Origin of the sequence: Kosakonia sp. N21 (assembly GCF_050587465.1) — a bacterium.
Lineage (GTDB): Bacteria > Pseudomonadota > Gammaproteobacteria > Enterobacterales > Enterobacteriaceae.
Window position 1 is genome coordinate 288562 of record NZ_JBOBHR010000005.1, and the last position, 16269, is coordinate 304830.

At 52.0% G+C, this 16269-nt stretch carries 18 protein-coding genes and 1 other annotated feature; of the genes, 5 read left to right on the plus strand and 13 right to left on the minus strand.

Annotated features, from left to right (window positions below; translation table 11 throughout):
* Positions 1-4: 4 nt before the first annotated feature.
* From btuC to fumD, 10 genes are all read right to left on the minus strand, one after another.
* The gene (gene btuC, locus ACQ3G7_RS14535) at positions 5-985 is read right to left on the minus strand and encodes a vitamin B12 ABC transporter permease BtuC (RefSeq protein WP_430890343.1); all 981 of its coding nucleotides are present in this window, start codon (positions 983-985) and stop codon (positions 5-7) included.
* 100 nt (positions 986-1085) lie between these two features.
* Entirely contained in the window at positions 1086-1385 is a 300-nt protein-coding gene (gene ihfA / locus ACQ3G7_RS14540) for an integration host factor subunit alpha (RefSeq protein WP_006820203.1), read from the minus strand.
* A gap of 4 nt (positions 1386-1389) precedes the next feature.
* Positions 1390-3777, minus strand: coding sequence for a phenylalanine--tRNA ligase subunit beta (gene pheT / locus ACQ3G7_RS14545; protein ID WP_430890344.1), 2388 nt, complete (start codon positions 3775-3777; stop codon positions 1390-1392).
* A gap of 14 nt (positions 3778-3791) precedes the next feature.
* Entirely contained in the window at positions 3792-4775 is a 984-nt protein-coding gene (pheS, locus tag ACQ3G7_RS14550; protein WP_061495084.1) for a phenylalanine--tRNA ligase subunit alpha, read from the minus strand.
* Positions 4776-4815: 40 nt separating this feature from the next.
* Positions 4816-4940 (minus strand) — a sequence feature (Phe leader region).
* The gene (gene pheM, locus ACQ3G7_RS14555; RefSeq protein ID WP_001386830.1) at positions 4891-4935 is read right to left on the minus strand and encodes a pheST operon leader peptide PheM; all 45 of its coding nucleotides are present in this window, start codon (positions 4933-4935) and stop codon (positions 4891-4893) included. Its footprint overlaps the feature before it by 45 nt.
* Before the next feature lie 120 nt (positions 4941-5060).
* Positions 5061-5417 (minus strand): 50S ribosomal protein L20, encoded by a 357-nt coding sequence (rplT, locus tag ACQ3G7_RS14560; RefSeq protein ID WP_013366084.1) that lies wholly within the window; start codon positions 5415-5417, stop codon positions 5061-5063.
* Between the two features lie 49 nt (positions 5418-5466).
* On the minus strand, positions 5467-5664 hold the full coding sequence (gene rpmI / locus ACQ3G7_RS14565; RefSeq protein WP_001124225.1) for a 50S ribosomal protein L35: 198 nt from the start codon (positions 5662-5664) through the stop codon (positions 5467-5469).
* 92 nt (positions 5665-5756) lie between these two features.
* Positions 5757-6299, minus strand: a complete 543-nt coding sequence (gene infC, locus ACQ3G7_RS14570; RefSeq protein ID WP_071532057.1) for a translation initiation factor IF-3 — start codon at positions 6297-6299, stop codon at positions 5757-5759.
* 3 nt (positions 6300-6302) lie between these two features.
* On the minus strand, positions 6303-8231 hold the full coding sequence (thrS, locus tag ACQ3G7_RS14575; RefSeq protein ID WP_430890345.1) for a threonine--tRNA ligase: 1929 nt from the start codon (positions 8229-8231) through the stop codon (positions 6303-6305).
* A gap of 674 nt (positions 8232-8905) precedes the next feature.
* Positions 8906-9118 carry a fumarate hydratase FumD gene (gene fumD, locus ACQ3G7_RS14580; protein ID WP_430890346.1) on the minus strand — a complete coding sequence of 71 codons (213 nt, stop codon included), beginning with the start codon at positions 9116-9118 and terminating at the stop codon, positions 8906-8908.
* 284 nt (positions 9119-9402) lie between these two features.
* Here fumD and ACQ3G7_RS14585 point away from each other — a divergent pair, with 284 nt between their 5' ends.
* Positions 9403-10848: a flagellin N-terminal helical domain-containing protein gene (locus ACQ3G7_RS14585; RefSeq protein WP_430890347.1), complete on the plus strand. Its 1446-nt coding sequence runs from the start codon at positions 9403-9405 to the stop codon at positions 10846-10848.
* 164 nt (positions 10849-11012) lie between these two features.
* On the opposite strand, the gene ACQ3G7_RS14590 is transcribed toward ACQ3G7_RS14585, so the two are convergent.
* Positions 11013-11231, minus strand: a complete 219-nt coding sequence (locus tag ACQ3G7_RS14590) for a hypothetical protein (RefSeq protein WP_430890348.1) — start codon at positions 11229-11231, stop codon at positions 11013-11015.
* Between the two features lie 263 nt (positions 11232-11494).
* Entirely contained in the window at positions 11495-12250 is a 756-nt protein-coding gene (locus ACQ3G7_RS14595; RefSeq protein WP_430890349.1) for a DUF481 domain-containing protein, read from the minus strand.
* Between the two features lie 291 nt (positions 12251-12541).
* Here ACQ3G7_RS14595 and pfkB point away from each other — a divergent pair, with 291 nt between their 5' ends.
* The 3 genes from pfkB to ACQ3G7_RS14610 all read left to right on the plus strand — a co-directional run bounded on the left by pfkB (position 12542) and on the right by ACQ3G7_RS14610 (position 14844).
* A complete protein-coding gene (gene pfkB, locus ACQ3G7_RS14600) occupies positions 12542-13474 on the plus strand; it encodes a 6-phosphofructokinase II (RefSeq protein ID WP_430890449.1) in 933 nt (310 codons plus the stop codon).
* Between the two features lie 113 nt (positions 13475-13587).
* Entirely contained in the window at positions 13588-13878 is a 291-nt protein-coding gene (gene ghoS / locus ACQ3G7_RS14605; protein WP_430890350.1) for a type V toxin-antitoxin system endoribonuclease antitoxin GhoS, read from the plus strand.
* A 105-nt stretch (positions 13879-13983) separates the two neighbouring features.
* The gene (locus ACQ3G7_RS14610) at positions 13984-14844 is read left to right on the plus strand and encodes a fructosamine kinase family protein (protein WP_263097003.1); all 861 of its coding nucleotides are present in this window, start codon (positions 13984-13986) and stop codon (positions 14842-14844) included.
* A 58-nt stretch (positions 14845-14902) separates the two neighbouring features.
* Here the strand turns inward: ACQ3G7_RS14610 and ACQ3G7_RS14615 are convergent, their stop codons facing one another.
* Positions 14903-15439, minus strand: coding sequence for a YniB family protein (locus ACQ3G7_RS14615; protein WP_430890351.1), 537 nt, complete (start codon positions 15437-15439; stop codon positions 14903-14905).
* 145 nt (positions 15440-15584) lie between these two features.
* Between ACQ3G7_RS14615 and hxpB the strand changes: the two genes are divergently transcribed.
* Positions 15585-16253: a hexitol phosphatase HxpB gene (gene hxpB / locus ACQ3G7_RS14620; RefSeq protein ID WP_430890352.1), complete on the plus strand. Its 669-nt coding sequence runs from the start codon at positions 15585-15587 to the stop codon at positions 16251-16253.
* Positions 16254-16269 lie beyond the last annotated feature (16 nt).

The window sequence follows — 16269 nt, forward strand, 5'->3', positions numbered from 1 at the left end:
AGGCTTAACGCCCAACTTTTAATAATAGCCAGATAAACACCGGCGCGCCCAGCGTGGCGGTTACGACGCCTATCGGTAACTCGGCGGCGCTTAAGGCAAGACGGGCGACAATATCGGCAAAGAGCAGCGCCGATGCGCCAGTCAATGCGCAGGCGGGCAGCAGCACCCGGTGATCGGTCAGACCGCATAACCGTAAGATATGGGGGATCACCAGGCCGATAAAACCTATCGCACCGGCAAGCGCGACGCTGACGCCCACCATCCAGCCCGTGGCGACCACCAATACGTTGCGCCATAACCATAATGGCAACCCCAGTTGTCGTGCCGATATGTCACCCAGCGCCAGCACGTTAAGCGGCGCCGACTGCAGGCAGATCCACCCCATAACGGGCAGCAGCGCAATCATCAGCCAGCTCTGTTGCCAGTCAACGCCGCCAAAACCGCCCATCATCCAGTACATTAACTGGCGTAAATCGAACGAGGTTGAAAAATAGACCGCCCAGGTGGTTAATGCTGTGCAAATAATGCCAAGTGCGACACCGGCCAGTAACAACCGACTGGTGGAAAGATGTCTGCGTGCAAAACGCAGCAGGATAAGCGTGACGATAAGCGCGCCAGCGATAGCGCAGACACCCAACGCCCAGGTGGGCAGCATGCCGCCACCGAGCAGTACGGCGGCAATCAGGCCAACACCGGCGCCGCTGGAGACGCCCAGCAGACCCGGTTCAGCCAGCGGGTTTTCAAATAATGCCTGCATAACAGCGCCGGAGAGCGCCAGCGCCGCACCGACCAACAGTACCGCCAATGTGCGCGGCAGACGAATTTGCCAGACGAAGAGTTGCCCTCTGGGGGTGAACCAGGCGTTGGGCGCTATCCATTGTTCACCCGCGCAAAGGCTGAAAACGAGCGCGAGCAGTAAAAGCAGCGATAATCCGCACAGCCAGCGGCGGTTGCGTTGCTGTTGGTGATGAGCGTATGCCAGCATGTTTTCCGTTAAACCCGTCAGTCAGGTGACTGATTCTAAGGTTGATAGGGCGTGCTGAAAAGAAAAAAGGCCGCATGGCGGCCTTTTTAATTAGTTCATATCACTCAGCTTTGGGCGAAGCGTTTTCGACACGGCTTTTTAACTTCTGGCCGGGTCTGAAGGTCACCACGCGCCGGGCTGTAATGGGAATATCCTCGCCCGTTTTCGGGTTACGTCCCGGACGTTGATTTTTGTCGCGCAAATCGAAGTTGCCAAAGCCGGAGAGTTTTACCTGCTCACCGTTTTCCAGAGCACGACGGATCTCTTCGAAAAACAGCTCTACCAGCTCTTTTGCGTCCCGCTTGCTAAGCCCTAGCTTATCAAACAGATATTCTGACATTTCAGCTTTTGTAAGCGCCATAGGTTCAATCCCTCAATGATGCCTGGAATCGCTCTTTTAATGCCTCTACACATCTGGCAACGGTAGCGGCAATCTCCTCTTCTTCGAGTGTACGGCTGGTATCCTGAAGGATCAGGCTAATGGCAAGGCTCTTATACCCTTCCGCTACACCCTTACCGCGGTACACGTCAAATAAGTTTACGCCAACTACCTGATTTACGCCAACTTTCTTACATTCGCCCAAAACATCTGCTGCGGGCACATTTTCGGCGACGACGACAGCGATATCGCGACGGTTTGCAGGGAAGCGAGAAATCTCCTGAGCCTGAGGAACCACGCGGTCTGCAAGCGCATTCCACTCCAGTTCAAACACCAGCGTACGACCATTGAGATCGAGCTTACGTTCCAGCTCCGGATGGACTACCCCAATGAAACCAATACGTTTATCTTTCAGATAAATCGCGGCGGACTGCCCCGGATGCAATGCCGGATTCGCTTCTGCGCGGAACTCAATCGCCGATAATTTGCCCGTCAGCTCCAGAACAGACTCCAGATCGCCTTTCAGATCGAAGAAATCAACGCTGCCTTTCGCCAGATCCCAGTGCTCTTCGTAACGATTACCGCAAATTGCGCCTGCCAGCATCACATCCTGGCGGATGCCGAGGTTTGCCTGAGTATCAGGAACAAAACGCAAACCGGTTTCAAAAATGCGCACGCGGCTCTGCTGACGGTTCTGGTTGTAGACGATAGTGCCCAGCAGACCGGTCCACAGTGACAAGCGCATAGCCGACATTTCGCTGGAGATCGGGCTCGGCAGGATCAGGGCCTCCTCACCCGGATGGATCAGCTGTTGCAGTTTCGGGTCGACGAAACTGTAGGTGATCACTTCCTGGTAGCCTTTATCGTTCAGCAGCGTTCTCACGCGCTTAAGTGATAGATTCGCTTCGCGGTGCTCACCCATGATCAGGCCAGCCTGCACCGGCTCATCCGGAATATTGTTGTAGCCGTACACACGCGCCACTTCTTCTACCAGATCTTCTTCGATTTCCATATCGAAACGCCAGCTCGGCGCGACGGCCAACCACTCATCCTGGCCTTCAGTCACTTCGCAGCCCAGGCGGTTCAGAATGTCGCTCACTTGCTCATCGGCAATGTGATGACCAATCAGGCGATCCAGTTTGCTGCGACGCAAGCGGATGGTCGCACGTTTCGGCAAGGTTGCTTCGTTGGTCACATCAATGACCGGACCTGCTTCACCACCACAGATGTCGAGCAACAAGCGGGTTGCACGTTCTATCGCTTTGTACTGCAGTTGCGGATCAACACCACGCTCATAGCGATGGGACGCATCCGTGTGCAAACCATGGCGACGTGCGCGGCCGGTAATAGAGAGCGGATTGAAGAAAGCGCATTCCAGCAGAACATTCTGCGTTTCATCGTTCACACCGGAGTGCTCACCGCCGAAAATACCGCCCATCGCCAGCGCTTTGTTGTGATCGGCAATGACCAGCGTATCGGCATGCAGTTTGGCTTCGCTACCATCCAACAGGACCAGCGTTTCACCCTCTTTTGCCATACGCACCACGATGCCGCCGTCCAGACGATCGCGGTCGAAGGCGTGCATCGGCTGACCCAGCTCAAGCAGAACGTAGTTGGTGACGTCCACCACCGCATCGATAGAACGAATCCCGCAGCGACGCAGTTTCTCTTTCATCCACAGCGGCGTTGGCGCTTTCACGTTAATGCCCTTCACCACGCGACCGAGGTAGCGCGGGCAGGCGTCAGCAGCCTCTACCGTAATCGGCAGCGTGTCGTCGATTGTTGCAGCAACCGGCGCAATCTCAGGTGCTACCAGCGGCGATTTGTTCAGTACCGCCACATCGCGCGCCACGCCAATAATACCAAGGCAGTCAGCACGGTTCGGCGTCACGCTGATTTCGATGGTGTTATCATCGAGTTTCAGGTATTCACGAATATCGGTGCCAATCGGCGCATCCGCCGGCAGCTCGATAATGCCGCTGTGATCGTCAGAAATACCCAGCTCAGAGAAGGAGCACAGCATGCCTTCTGACGGCTCACCACGCAGTTTTGCCGCTTTGATTTTGAAATCACCCGGCAACACCGCGCCGACGGTTGCAACGGCTACTTTCAGCCCCAGACGGCAGTTTGGCGCGCCGCAGACGATGTCCAGCAGACGATCGCCGCCAACATTGACTTTTGTTACGCGCAATTTGTCAGCATTTGGATGCTGAGCGCACGCCATCACTTCGCCTACGACGACGCCGTGAAACGGCCCGGCAACCGGCTCAACACCGTCTACTTCGAGGCCTGCCATCGTGATTTGGCCCGACAACGCTTCGCTATCAATGGCCGGATTGACCCATTCGCGTAACCACAGTTCACTGAATTTCATTGTTTTGCCTGCCTTTATTTAAACTGTTTGAGGAAACGCAAATCGTTTTCGAAGAATGCGCGCAAATCTGTCACGCCGTAGCGCAGCATGGTAAGACGCTCCATCCCCATACCAAATGCAAAGCCGGAGTAGACTTCCGGATCAATGCCAACATTGCGCAGCACGTTCGGGTGCACCATACCGCAGCCCAGAACTTCCAGCCATTTGCCGTTTTTACCCATCACATCCACTTCCGCAGACGGTTCAGTAAACGGGAAATAGGACGGACGGAAACGAATCTGCAGATCTTCTTCAAAGAAGTTACGCAGGAAGTCGTGCAGCGTGCCCTTCAGGTTGGTGAAGCTGATGTTTTTGTCGACAATCAAACCTTCCATCTGATGGAACATCGGGGTATGCGTCTGATCGTAATCGTTACGATACACGCGGCCAGGCGCGATAATGCGGATCGGCGGCTGCTGGTTTTCCATGGTGCGGATCTGCACGCCAGAGGTCTGGGTGCGCAGCAAGCGGGTCGCATCGAACCAGAAAGTGTCGTGGTCAGCACGCGCTGGGTGATGGCCCGGAATGTTCAGGGCGTCGAAGTTGTGGTAATCGTCTTCGATTTCCGGACCTGTCGCGACGGTAAAGCCGAGCTCACCGAAGAAACTTTCAATGCGGTCAATAGTACGGGTAACCGGGTGCAGGCCGCCATTTTCGATACGACGCCCTGGCAGAGAAACATCAATGGTTTCCGCCGCCAGACGCGCGTTCAGCGCTGCATTTTCGAGATCGGTTTTACGGGCGTTCAACGCCTGCTGAACCTGCTCCTTTGCTTCATTGATCACGGCCCCGGCAGCCGGGCGCTCTTCCGGCGGCAGCTCACGCAGGGTGGTCATTTGGAGGGTCAGATGCCCTTTCTTACCCAGATATTCGACGCGAACGTTGTCCAGCGCGGCGACATCCTGGGCATCGTTAATGGCTGCCTTCGCACCGGCAACCAGCTCTGCGAGATGTGACATGGTTTTCCTCGTTATATGACGATATTTACACGCGGCAGATACAAAAAAAGCCTCCACAAGGGAGGCTTTCTGGCGCTGTTTTCCGTTTCTTCTTTCACGCGCTAGCCTCCTGAGTTCAGGTGCTAAAGTAAAAAAAGAAGCGGAAAATAGCAGCATTCATGCTTGCGTTACCTTAACCGGGTAAGTGAGCTGTGATGGCTTATTGAAAGCGTATCACGGCGAAATGTCAATGCATTGATAATGTTAAAGCAAAAGAGGGAGCCAGGCTCCCTCTCTTAAACTGGCTTACGCCAGAGCTGCTTTCGCTTTTTCAACCAGGGCAGTGAATGCCACTTTGTCGAATACGGCGATGTCAGCCAGGATCTTACGGTCGATTTCAACAGAGGCTTTTTTCAGGCCGTTGATGAATTTGCTGTAAGAAATACCGTTCTGACGTGCTGCTGCGTTGATACGTGCAATCCACAGTTGACGGAACTGACGCTTTTTCTGACGACGGTCACGATAAGCGTACTGACCAGCTTTGATAACAGCCTGGAAGGCAACACGGTAAACGCGAGAACGCGCGCCGTAGTAACCTTTAGCTTGTTTCAAAATTTTCTTATGACGTGCACGTGCAATCACACCACGTTTTACGCGAGCCATGGCTCTCTCCTGTATCTATATTCTAATTAAAAAGTTAAAGGTTAACGACTTATGCGTACGGCAGGCACGCGATTACCAGGCCCAGATCGCCTTTGGAAACCATGGCTTTCGGACGCAGGTGACGTTTACGCTTGGTAGCTTTTTTGGTCAGAATATGACGCAGGTTAGCGTGCTTGTGTTTAAAACCACCTTTACCGGTTTTTTTAAAACGCTTCGCAGCACCGCGTACGGTCTTGATTTTTGGCATTTTTTAACTTCCACTTCGCATTGTTAATAAACGAAACATAGGCGAACTAAACCCGCAGGCTTGTGGCCCACAGGTTTAATTACTTGATAGCCTTACTGTTTCTTCTTCGGAGCAAGCACCATAATCATCTGGCGGCCTTCGATCTTCGTAGGGAAGGATTCGACCACTGCCAGTTCATTCAGATCGTCTTTCACGCGATTAAGCACTTCCATACCGATCTGTTGGTGGGCCATCTCACGACCGCGGAAACGCAGCGTGATCTTGGCCTTATCGCCCTCTTCGAGAAAGCGAATCAGGCTGCGGAGTTTTACCTGATAGTCGCCTTCATCTGTACCAGGTCGGAATTTAATTTCCTTAACCTGAATAACTTTCTGCTTCTTCTTCTGTTCCTTAGAAGATTTGCTCTTTTCATAGAGGAACTTGCCGTAATCCATTATACGGCAAACGGGCGGCTCGGCGTTAGGGCTGATTTCAACTAAATCTACCCCGGCTTCTTCAGCTTTTTCCAGAGCTTCTCTCAGACTCACAATACCAAGCTGCTCGCCTTCCAGACCTGTTAAGCGAACTTCCAGGGCACGAATCTCGCCATTGATACGATTGGGACGCGCCGTTTGAACTCGTTTTCCGCCTTTAATACCTTATTCCTCCAGTTGTTGAAGACTGCGGCTGCGAATCTCATGTTGCAGCTTCTCGATAACTTCATTTACGTCAAGGCTACCCAGGTCTTTACCACGACGGGTACGCACGGCAACTTTACCGGCTTCAACCTCTTTATCACCACAAACCAGCATATAAGGGACACGACGTAAAGTGTGCTCGCGGATTTTAAAGCCAATCTTCTCGTTTCTCAAGTCTGCTTTTACACGAATGCCCGCATTTTGCAGTTTACGCGTCAATTCGTTAACGTATTCAGCCTGAGAATCGGTAATGTTCATCACGACAACCTGCACCGGGGCAAGCCATGTCGGGAAGAAACCGGCAAACTCTTCGGTCAGGATGCCGATAAAGCGCTCCAGTGAACCAAGAATTGCACGGTGAATCATAACCGGCACCTGACGTTCGTTGTTTTCGCCCACATAGGAGGCGCTCAGACGAGACGGCAGAGAGAAGTCGAGCTGTACTGTTCCGCACTGCCATGCACGATCGAGGCAGTCATACAGTGTAAATTCAATTTTCGGGCCGTAGAAAGCACCTTCACCCAGTTGGAATTCAAACGGGATGTTGTTTTCTTCCAGCGCAACCGCCAGATCCGCTTCCGCACGGTCCCACATTTCATCGCTACCAATGCGTTTTTCAGGACGCGTTGACAGTTTGACGACGATTTTTTCGAAACCAAAAGTGCTGTACATATCATAGACTAAACGGATGCACGCGTTCACTTCATCGCGAACCTGCTCTTCCGTACAGAAGATATGCGCATCGTCCTGCGTAAAGCCGCGAACACGCATCAACCCGTGCAGCGCGCCTGATGGCTCGTTACGATGACAGCTACCGAACTCTGCCATACGCAGCGGCAGATCGCGGTAGGACTTCAGACCCTGGTTAAAGATCTGTACGTGTCCCGGGCAGTTCATCGGCTTGATGCAGTACTCACGGTTCTCGGAAGATGTCGTAAACATGGCATCTTTATAGTTGTCCCAGTGCCCGGTTTTTTCCCACAGCACACGGTCCATCATGAACGGGCCTTTCACTTCCTGATACTGGTACTCTTTCAGCTTGGAGCGTACGAACGTTTCCAGCTCACGGAAGATAGTCCAACCATCGTTATGCCAGAAGACCATACCCGGCGCTTCTTCCTGCATATGGTACAGGTCGAGCTGTTTACCGATTTTACGGTGGTCGCGTTTAGCGGCCTCTTCCAGGCGTTGCAGATAAGCATTCAGTGCTTTTTTATCTGCCCACGCGGTGCCGTAAATACGCTGCAGCATTTTGTTATTGCTATCGCCGCGCCAGTAAGCGCCCGCGATTTTCATCAGTTTAAAGTGATGGCAAAAACGCATATTCGGCACATGCGGACCGCGGCACATGTCGATGTATTCCTGGTGATGATACAAGCCCGGCTTGTCATCATGCGCGATGTTCTCATCGAGGATGGAGACTTTGTAGCTTTCGCCGCGTTTGACAAAAGTCTCACGGGCTTCATGCCAGCTCACTTTTTTCTTGATGACATCGTAGTTGCTCTCGGCGAGCTCGTGCATACGCTTTTCGAGCGCGTCGATATCTTCCTGGGTCAACGTGTGGTCAAGGTCAATGTCATAGTAAAAACCATTGTCGATAACCGGACCGATAGCCATTTTGGTGGTTGGCCAGAGCTGTTTAATGGCGTGACCCAACAGGTGCGCGCAGGAGTGGCGGATAATTTCCAGACCTTCGTCATCTTTCGCGGTGATGATGGCAAGGTTTGCATCGCTGTCGTTCACATCAGAAGCATCGACCAGTTCACCGTTTACACGCCCGGCGATACAGGCTTTCGCCAGTCCCGGACCGATATCCAGCGCAACATCCATTGGGCTTACAGCATGGTCGTAATGGCGTTGACTGCCATCAGGAAGCGTAATTACAGGCATTTCATTTCCTTATTTGCAGTGGTGCCCCACACGAAAGAGCACATACAAAACTAAATAATATATTTATATCAGCACGTTAAATGTGTTTCTTTGCTTCACTCTGCAAATTGTGCGCCTCCGAATGTACAAAAATCCGACAGGCACCCGCATTCACGGGCTGATAACGCCACTCAATAGTACACGGCATCGGGGTGACATAAAAGCGTGAACAGAATCATAATCCTGGTCACAGTGACATCGCTTAGCGCAGCGTTAACGGAAGATGTCCGCTGGCTTTATTTGTAAGTTATCCGCGGCAGAGAAGATTACATATTTACAACAATGACAATTCCAGGTGAAATTGAAGTGTGTTGCTGTGAATTCTGGCAATCAGAATGAAAGGGCATTTTAAAAATCGTTTATGTAATCTGAGGTTTATCTGATTTTAAGGCGCTATCCCACTGACTGCCAGACAGCCAGCATGGGTGGCTATCATCAACGCCTAACTTACTGATAAAGAATGGAAATAATATATCCGGTTCTTGTTATCGCGCTGGTCGCGATCATTATATTTTCGTTTTATAAGCACTACAGCATGAAGTCGTCCAGGAACCTTCCCGGCCGTCATAAAAAACGCCATTAACCAAAAACTGACTCAAAAAGGCACGCGTCAAGCGTGCCTTTTTCAGATCGCCTCAGGCCTGATAACCTAAGGCGCGGATCACCTCTTCCATCGCTTCCTGAGTCAGCGCTGAACGTTTAATCTTTTGGTTTGCCAGCCTGGTTCTGACCAGGCCCGCAATCACGATATGTTTAGGCTCCTGCCCGAGGTCACGCATTTCCAGTACCACTTTACCCACCACCCGACACATTTCCTCATATAACACATCGTCTTTTGCCTTCCCCATTACGCCTCCGTTTAGCGTCATTTTTATTAGTAAATTTACGTTTGCAGGTGTATCTAATAAAGAAACTAATGCTTATAGCATTTCCCCGCGTTTAGCATAGGGTGAGAGAGGCTCTTTGTAACGTGTAACGTTTTACTCTCTTCCCCTTCCGCTGCGTGCGGATTTCACGCCGGAAGGGCATTTTTTAGCGCACCGCGAAATTCCCCCGTTAATTTGCGTTAAAGATCATCAGCCAGCCTGCCGATTAATGATTCATTAGCGATCTGAATGAATCAACCACGGTAATGCAAGCGATCAACTACAACGAAATGACGGGGCTGAATCTGACCATCAGACCAGCCACAGCATCGACGCTTCAGGAATCGATTGAGCGGTTGTCGTCGGGCTTACGGATTAATAGCGCCAGGGATGATGCGGCGGGACAGGCTATTGCCAACCGCATGCGCGCCAGCGCTAACGCCGACAGTGTCGTGTCCCGCGGTCTGGATGACGCCATCAGTATGGCGCAAACCGCCGATAGCAGCCTCAGTACCGTCAGCGAGCTGTTGATCCGTGCCAAAAGTCTGGCCATTCAGGCCGGAAATAGCACCTTATCTGAGGGCGATCGTCAAAGCATTCATAACGAATATCAAAGTATTCTGGAGAATATCCAGTCAATTTCTGAAGGCACGGAGATCTTCGGTCGCTATCCGCTGGCAACCGATGACCCGGAACTGCCCCCGGAGTTGATTGGCAATGTGCCGCCATTGAGCGTTAAATTCCCTGCTCAAGGAGTCAATTACACCTTCAGTTCCGGTATTGTGTCGCTGGCGTATATTCCGGCCGGGTCGAAAAACATCGCTATTACCATTGATTCATTGGGTCTGGATGATGACATTCAGTTATTCACCCGCGATGGCAAGCATCTGGCGGGAACGCCAATCAACGGCACCACGGCGGACTATACCTGGAAAAGTCGTGGCATCACCAGTTCAGCCAAAGCCACCAGCAAGGTGCTGACAGAAGCGAATGGTTTCCAGCGTGGCGCAACCTATGATGACTCGATGCTGATCGAAGGCGGCGCTTCATGGGCGCTCAACGGCAGCGAAACCCTCGCTTATAACGGCATGACCATCAGCTACAGTGGCGACGGTGACCGTTATGAGCCGGGCAAAGCGTACAACGATGGTAGCAACGGTTCGAACAGGCTTGAACGCCTGAAAATCGATAATGTCACGGAAGATCTGGTGGTAATGGTGGCGGGTAGTGGTTCGTTTACCAGTAATCTGACGTGGGGTGATCTGCCGGAACCCACCATTACTCCGGCGGAACCGCCAAAGCAAAGCCGTCCCTGGGAGGTGGTGACCAGCGCCAGCTATGGCGATGATGTACAAGCTACTACCATGCCGACCACGCCATCGGACATAAAGTCGCTGGGGCTAACCAATACCGAACTGCGTTCAACGGCTACGGCCAGTATCGCCATGGGGGCGCTCGATAAGGCGCTGGATAAAGTCAGCAGCTATCGTGCGCAATATGGCGCGTTTATTAACCGCTTCGAATCCAATAAATCCCTACTCGCGCAGCAGAGTATTGCGACCCAGGCGGCGAAAAGCCGAATTGAAGATGCCGATTACGCCATGGAAGCCAGTAAACTGGTGAAAGCACAAATATTGCAACAAGGACAGGACGCGGTATTGAAAGTGGCCAACCAGTCGGCTGAAAATATGCTTTCGCTTCTGCGAGGTTAACTGATGGGAAATGTTAAATAATCTACCTTGTGTTATTCACGTCAATTTTCGTCAATAACCCATCAGATTTATCTAACAAGATTTACAATTCGATTATTAATACAAAAAAACCGGTACAACATTATCCGGTTTTTTCAAAGTTAATGAATTAACTGAGAATGTAATTAATTCCACTCACCGGCAACCAGCGTATGTGCGTCGAATGCAGCGGCATTGGTATTATGTGCAGTCTGTGCAACTGGCACCATGTTGGAACCCGCTTCAATGTTGGTGATGTTAGTGTTGGTCTGGCTGGCAGTCGTATTAACGGAATCCGCAGCGAAGACACCAAAGGAGAGTGCAGACAGCACTACAGCCGCGGCAGCAGTATTGATTTTTTTCATGATGAATTTCTCTTTCTTGAATAAACATATGACTGTTTGGGTGTGTTTTTTACCCGTGCGATTAGTGTAGATCTGGATCACACTTTTGCACAGTCAATTTATTTATCCATTCGTGTCAAATAAACTGAATATGTTTCATTTGAATTAATTGTGAAGAAAATAAGGAGGGAAAATATTTACTTAAATCAAATTTAATACGCAACGTGAAAAATAGCACGAATGAACAAATTAAAACAAGGGGCCGATATTTCCGGCCCACTCAATTACATTTTATAGCCTAACGTTACCGTGGTTCTGCGATCGGTATGATCCGGCGCAGTTGACGGCGGCTGGGAGTTCCAGGTCAGGTTATAAGCGACTTTCAGCGCGAAATGCGCGTTGATAGCCACGTTCAGCGCCGTCTCGGAGTTCACAGTGGTATCATCCGCACCAAATACGGAAACGCCCTGGGTGAATTTCGTGTTGTCGCTAATTTGCCACGCATAAGTACCGGATGCATAACCCAGTGCTGTGGTTTTGGTATCGCCATCAGTGTACTTGTCGTAACGCACACCCGGACCAAATTCAAAGCGCAGGCTGTGTACCGGGCCGTTCAGGATCTGGCGACCATAACCGGCAGTAAACACATCACGATCGCTGTAGCCGTTGTAGCGGTCAGTCAACCAGCTCGCCTGGCCAAACAGATAATCGTAATCCGTCAGGTTATAACGGCTACGACCACCTACAGCGTATTTTTCAGACGAACGTTCATCGTTTGCCGAGGTGTTGCTGGCATTACCCCACAACGACCAGGCCGTTCTGCTACCGTACCAGGTCAACGTGGAGTCGGCAGTCAAAGAGGAACTCTTTGTGTTGCCGGACTGAGCAAGATAGCCACCGTTCACGCTACCTTCGAACGGTTTTTTTGCAGTTGCAGGGTCATCCATGACAGTAAAAATGGTGTCATCGGCGACAGCATTCATCGACGCAAGCACGCCCACAGCCATAAACAGTGCGGGTACTGTCTTCAAAAGCTTCATTTATTAAGAGTCCGTACAGCAAAAAAAGAGACCAACACGGTCCCGGAATCTTTCATAAGGATCAACGACAACGGTCCAAAGAAAGGTAACAAATTATAAAAAGGCCGGTTAAACATATCAATGAAATCTTATTTGATTTTTTGAATAAGAGAGATCTCAAAAAAGAGAATTTGGTTATTAATCGCCACCGTTCCCTGACTCAAATTCAGTCTGAAAATCATACTGTTATTTACTTTCCCTTCTGCGCAATCAGTGCCAGGCTTAAAGCAGCCAGATAAAAAGGAGGTAATGATGGTCCCGGTATATACGCTGACGTTAGCGCCCTCTCTGGATAGCGCAACGCTCACGCCACAGATTTATCCTGAAGGTAAGCTCCGTTGCAGCGCCCCGGTTTTTGAACCCGGCGGCGGCGGTATCAATGTTGCCCGCGCCATTGCACATCTGGGCGGTCGGGCCACCGCGCTGTTCCCGGCAGGCGGTGCAACCGGTGAACACCTCACCGCACTACTGGCCGATGAAAACGTGCCGACTAGCGTCGTAGAAGCCAAAGACTGGACGCGGCAAAACTTGCACGTGCACGTTGAGTCCAGCGGTGAGCAGTACCGCTTCGTAATGCCTGGCGCGGCCCTGAGTGAAAGTGAATTTCGCCAACTGGAAGAGAAAGTGCTCGCCATCGAATCGGGCGCCATTCTGGTGATCAGCGGCAGTCTGCCGCCGGGGATCCAGGTAGAGAATCTCATACAGTTGATCAAAGCCGCGCAACGCCAGGGTATTCGCTGCATTGTTGATAGTTCAGGAGAGGCGCTCGCCGCCGCCCTGTCAATTGGTCATATTGAACTGGTAAAACCGAATCAGAAAGAGCTCAGTGCGTTAGTAGGCAGGGAGCTCACTCAGCCCGATGACGTACGTATTGCCGCTCAGGAGATTGTGAACAGCGGCAAAGCGCTACGCGTTGTGGTGTCGCTTGGGCCACAGGGTGCGCTGGCCGTCGATGCCAACCAGTGCGTGCAAGTGGTGCCGCCCCCGATGAAGAGCCAAAGCACCGTTGGGGCCGGGGATAGCATGGTCGGCGCAATGACCTTAAAGCTGGCGCAAAACGCCCCGCTCGACGACATGGTGCGTTTCGGTGTTGCCGCCGGGAGCGCCGCCACCATTAATCAGGGCACGCGTTTGTGCGCGCTGCAAGATACGCAAAAAATTTACGACTATCTGCGCAATAACTGACAATGTCCCCTCTTTCGCATGGAAGAGGGTTTTGCCAACAGCACAGCGGCAGTCGACAAATCGCCTTCGCCGACTATGCTAAAAAAACTTTCAGGATAACAATGAGGTGAAAGATGAGCAGTGATGGCATCACCCGCTACGTCGTAACGGTCAAATTTCACGAACAGACCCTGACGGAAATCAACGAACTCAACAACCACTTTACACGTGCGGGTTTTCTCCTCACCATGACTGATGAAGAAGGAAAAGTGCACGACCTCGGTACGAACACCTTTGGGCTTATCAGCGCACTCAGTGAGCAGGACGTTAACGCGCTGGCAAACGGACTGGCGGTAAGCGCAGTGGGGAACGAGGCCGGCATCACCGTTTATACCTGGGAAACCTGGCAAAAAGACGAACGATAAGTGCCTGGCGGCCCCGTTCGTTGCTCAGGTGTGCGTTACATCGTATCTTTTTTAAGCTTTAGTGCGCTAACCTTATGATCCGGCTGATTACATGGGAGAGACATCATGTGGCAAGCGATAAGTCGTCTGTTAAGCGAGCAACTGGGCGAAAGTGAGATTGAGCAGCGCGACGAGCTGCCGGGTGGTGAGATTCATGCCGCGTGGCACCTGCGTTATGCCGGGCGCGATCTCTTCGTGAAGTGCGACGAACGTGAACTGTTGCCCATTTTTACCGCGGAGGCGGACCAGCTCGCTTTGCTGGCTCGCAGTAACACGGTGCGGGTCCCGGATGTGCTGGCGGTGGGAAGCGATCGCGACTACAGCTTTCTGGTGATGGAGTATCTGCCCGCCCGTCCACTGGATGCGCACAACGCTTTCCTGCTGGGTCAGCAACTGGCGCGTTTGCATCAATGGAGTGATCAGCCGCAGTTCGGCCTCGACTTCGATAACGATCTCTCCACGACTCCGCAACCCAATGCCTGGCAGCGTCGCTGGTCAACTTTTTTTGCCGAACAGCGCATTGGCTGGCAGCTGGAGCTGGCGGCGGAAAAAGGCCTCGAGTTTGGCAATATTGACGCCATTGTTGACCATGTTCAGCAGCGTTTATCGTCACATCAACCGCAACCTTCACTGCTTCATGGTGATTTATGGTCGGCGAATTGCGCACTCGGCCCGGACGGTCCCTATATCTACGATCCGGCGTGCTACTGGGGTGACAGGGAGTGCGATCTGGCAATGCTGCCGCTGCATCCGGACCAGCCGCCGCAGATCTACGACGGTTACCAGTCAGTTTCTCCGCTGCCGAATGACTTTCTTGACCGCCAGCCAATCTATCAGCTCTATACGCTGTTCAACCGGGCGATCCTGTTCGGGGGCGAGCATCTGTTGAATGCGCAAAAAGCGCTGGAGCGCGTATTAGCCGCATAAAACACATTTACGATACCCGGGCCCGGTAAGCACAATAGCGCCACCGGGCACTGTTGCGTCACAAAAAGCCAAGCAGCTTAAAGAAGAAGTAACCCGCGACAATGATAATCACCGGCAGCACATACAGTGGAAAAAGCTGTAGCAGAATGGTGTGATGCGGTACGACAATGCGCGCTTCAAGCTGCGCACGGGATAACCCCTCCTCACCTTTGGCATTCTCAAGGATCGTCTGATCCTCTAAGCCTTCACGCAGAAAACGCACCTGACGGCTCATGCGCGCCCCCGAGGCTTGCAATGCCAGCCCCACAAAGATCAACACAAAGATTATCCAGAACATGATATTGAGGCTTTGGTGGAAATCCGGCGTCGGCGAGTTGTACCAAAAGAGGTTAAGAAACGGCGTATTGAAACGCATCATTTCAATCATCACATGGGCAAAATCAAGCATCACCGCGTTAATACCGGCCTGCTTTTCACTGTGGTCGTACATAAACTTCAGTACGGAAATAATCGTTGAAATGACGGCTGGAATGAAAATCACCCAACCCAGAACGCGTTTCAGTATTGCGATGCGTCCAGCTTGTTGATACGTCATGGATTCCCCTTGTGAGTGACGCACTGTTTGCGCCTAAGTCTACCTGCTGAGAATCATTTTCGCCTGATCTTTAAAGGCGGTATGATGCCTCTTTGTACATAATCCGTACTTTCCCCGGATAAGCCGCGTTAAAAAGAGAGGTGTTATGTCTGCCCCGCATCAAATTCTTGCTGCCATTTTTGATATGGATGGATTACTTATCGACTCAGAGCCACTCTGGGATCGCGCTGAACTGGATGTCATAGCAAGCCTTGGGGTCGACATCACACGGCGTAGCGAATTACCAGACACGCTGGGTTTACGCATCGATATGGTCGTCGAACTCTGGTATGCGCAGCAACCCTGGAATGGTCCGAATCGCCAGGACGTCACCGATCGCATTATCCAACGGGCGATTTCATTGGTGGAAGCGGAGCGGCCTCTGCTTGCCGGCGCGCGCGATGCCGTCGCCCTGTGCAAAGCCAATGGCCTGATGGTGGGCCTGGCGTCCGCCTCGCCATTGCACATGCTGGAAAAAGTCCTCAGCCTGTTCGACCTGCGAGATCACTTCGACGCGCTGGCCTCCGCAGAAAAGCTGCCCTACAGCAAGCCGCATCCGCAGGTCTATCTGGATTGCGCGGCCAAACTGGGCGTCGACCCACTCTGTTGCGTTGCGCTGGAAGATTCTGTCAATGGCATGATCGCCAGTAAAGCGGCGCGCATGCGCTCAATTGTCGTGCCGGACGCCGAACATCGGGACGATCCGCGCTATGTGCTGGCCAACGTCAAACTCACCAGTCTTACCCAACTGACACTCGCAGATCTGTTAGGTTGATGCCGTCGGGGCAGTA

Coding starts and splice junctions, on each gene's coding strand:
- pheS (WP_061495084.1), bottom strand. CDS start 4,775: ATGTCACATCTCGCAGAGCTGGTTGCCGGTGCGAAGGCAGCCATTAAC.
- btuC (WP_430890343.1), bottom strand. CDS start 985: ATGCTGGCATACGCTCATCACCAACAGCAACGCAACCGCCGCTGGCTG.
- pfkB (WP_430890449.1), top strand. CDS start 12,542: ATGGTCCCGGTATATACGCTGACGTTAGCGCCCTCTCTGGATAGCGCA.
- ACQ3G7_RS14610 (WP_263097003.1), top strand. CDS start 13,984: ATGTGGCAAGCGATAAGTCGTCTGTTAAGCGAGCAACTGGGCGAAAGT.
- ACQ3G7_RS14615 (WP_430890351.1), bottom strand. CDS start 15,439: ATGACGTATCAACAAGCTGGACGCATCGCAATACTGAAACGCGTTCTG.
- thrS (WP_430890345.1), bottom strand. CDS start 8,231: ATGCCTGTAATTACGCTTCCTGATGGCAGTCAACGCCATTACGACCAT.
- pheT (WP_430890344.1), bottom strand. CDS start 3,777: ATGAAATTCAGTGAACTGTGGTTACGCGAATGGGTCAATCCGGCCATT.
- rpmI (WP_001124225.1), bottom strand. CDS start 5,664: ATGCCAAAAATCAAGACCGTACGCGGTGCTGCGAAGCGTTTTAAAAAA.
- ACQ3G7_RS14590 (WP_430890348.1), bottom strand. CDS start 11,231: ATGAAAAAAATCAATACTGCTGCCGCGGCTGTAGTGCTGTCTGCACTC.
- ACQ3G7_RS14585 (WP_430890347.1), top strand. CDS start 9,403: ATGCAAGCGATCAACTACAACGAAATGACGGGGCTGAATCTGACCATC.
- fumD (WP_430890346.1), bottom strand. CDS start 9,118: ATGGGGAAGGCAAAAGACGATGTGTTATATGAGGAAATGTGTCGGGTG.
- ghoS (WP_430890350.1), top strand. CDS start 13,588: ATGAGCAGTGATGGCATCACCCGCTACGTCGTAACGGTCAAATTTCAC.
- ACQ3G7_RS14595 (WP_430890349.1), bottom strand. CDS start 12,250: ATGAAGCTTTTGAAGACAGTACCCGCACTGTTTATGGCTGTGGGCGTG.
- hxpB (WP_430890352.1), top strand. CDS start 15,585: ATGTCTGCCCCGCATCAAATTCTTGCTGCCATTTTTGATATGGATGGA.
- ihfA (WP_006820203.1), bottom strand. CDS start 1,385: ATGGCGCTTACAAAAGCTGAAATGTCAGAATATCTGTTTGATAAGCTA.
- rplT (WP_013366084.1), bottom strand. CDS start 5,417: ATGGCTCGCGTAAAACGTGGTGTGATTGCACGTGCACGTCATAAGAAA.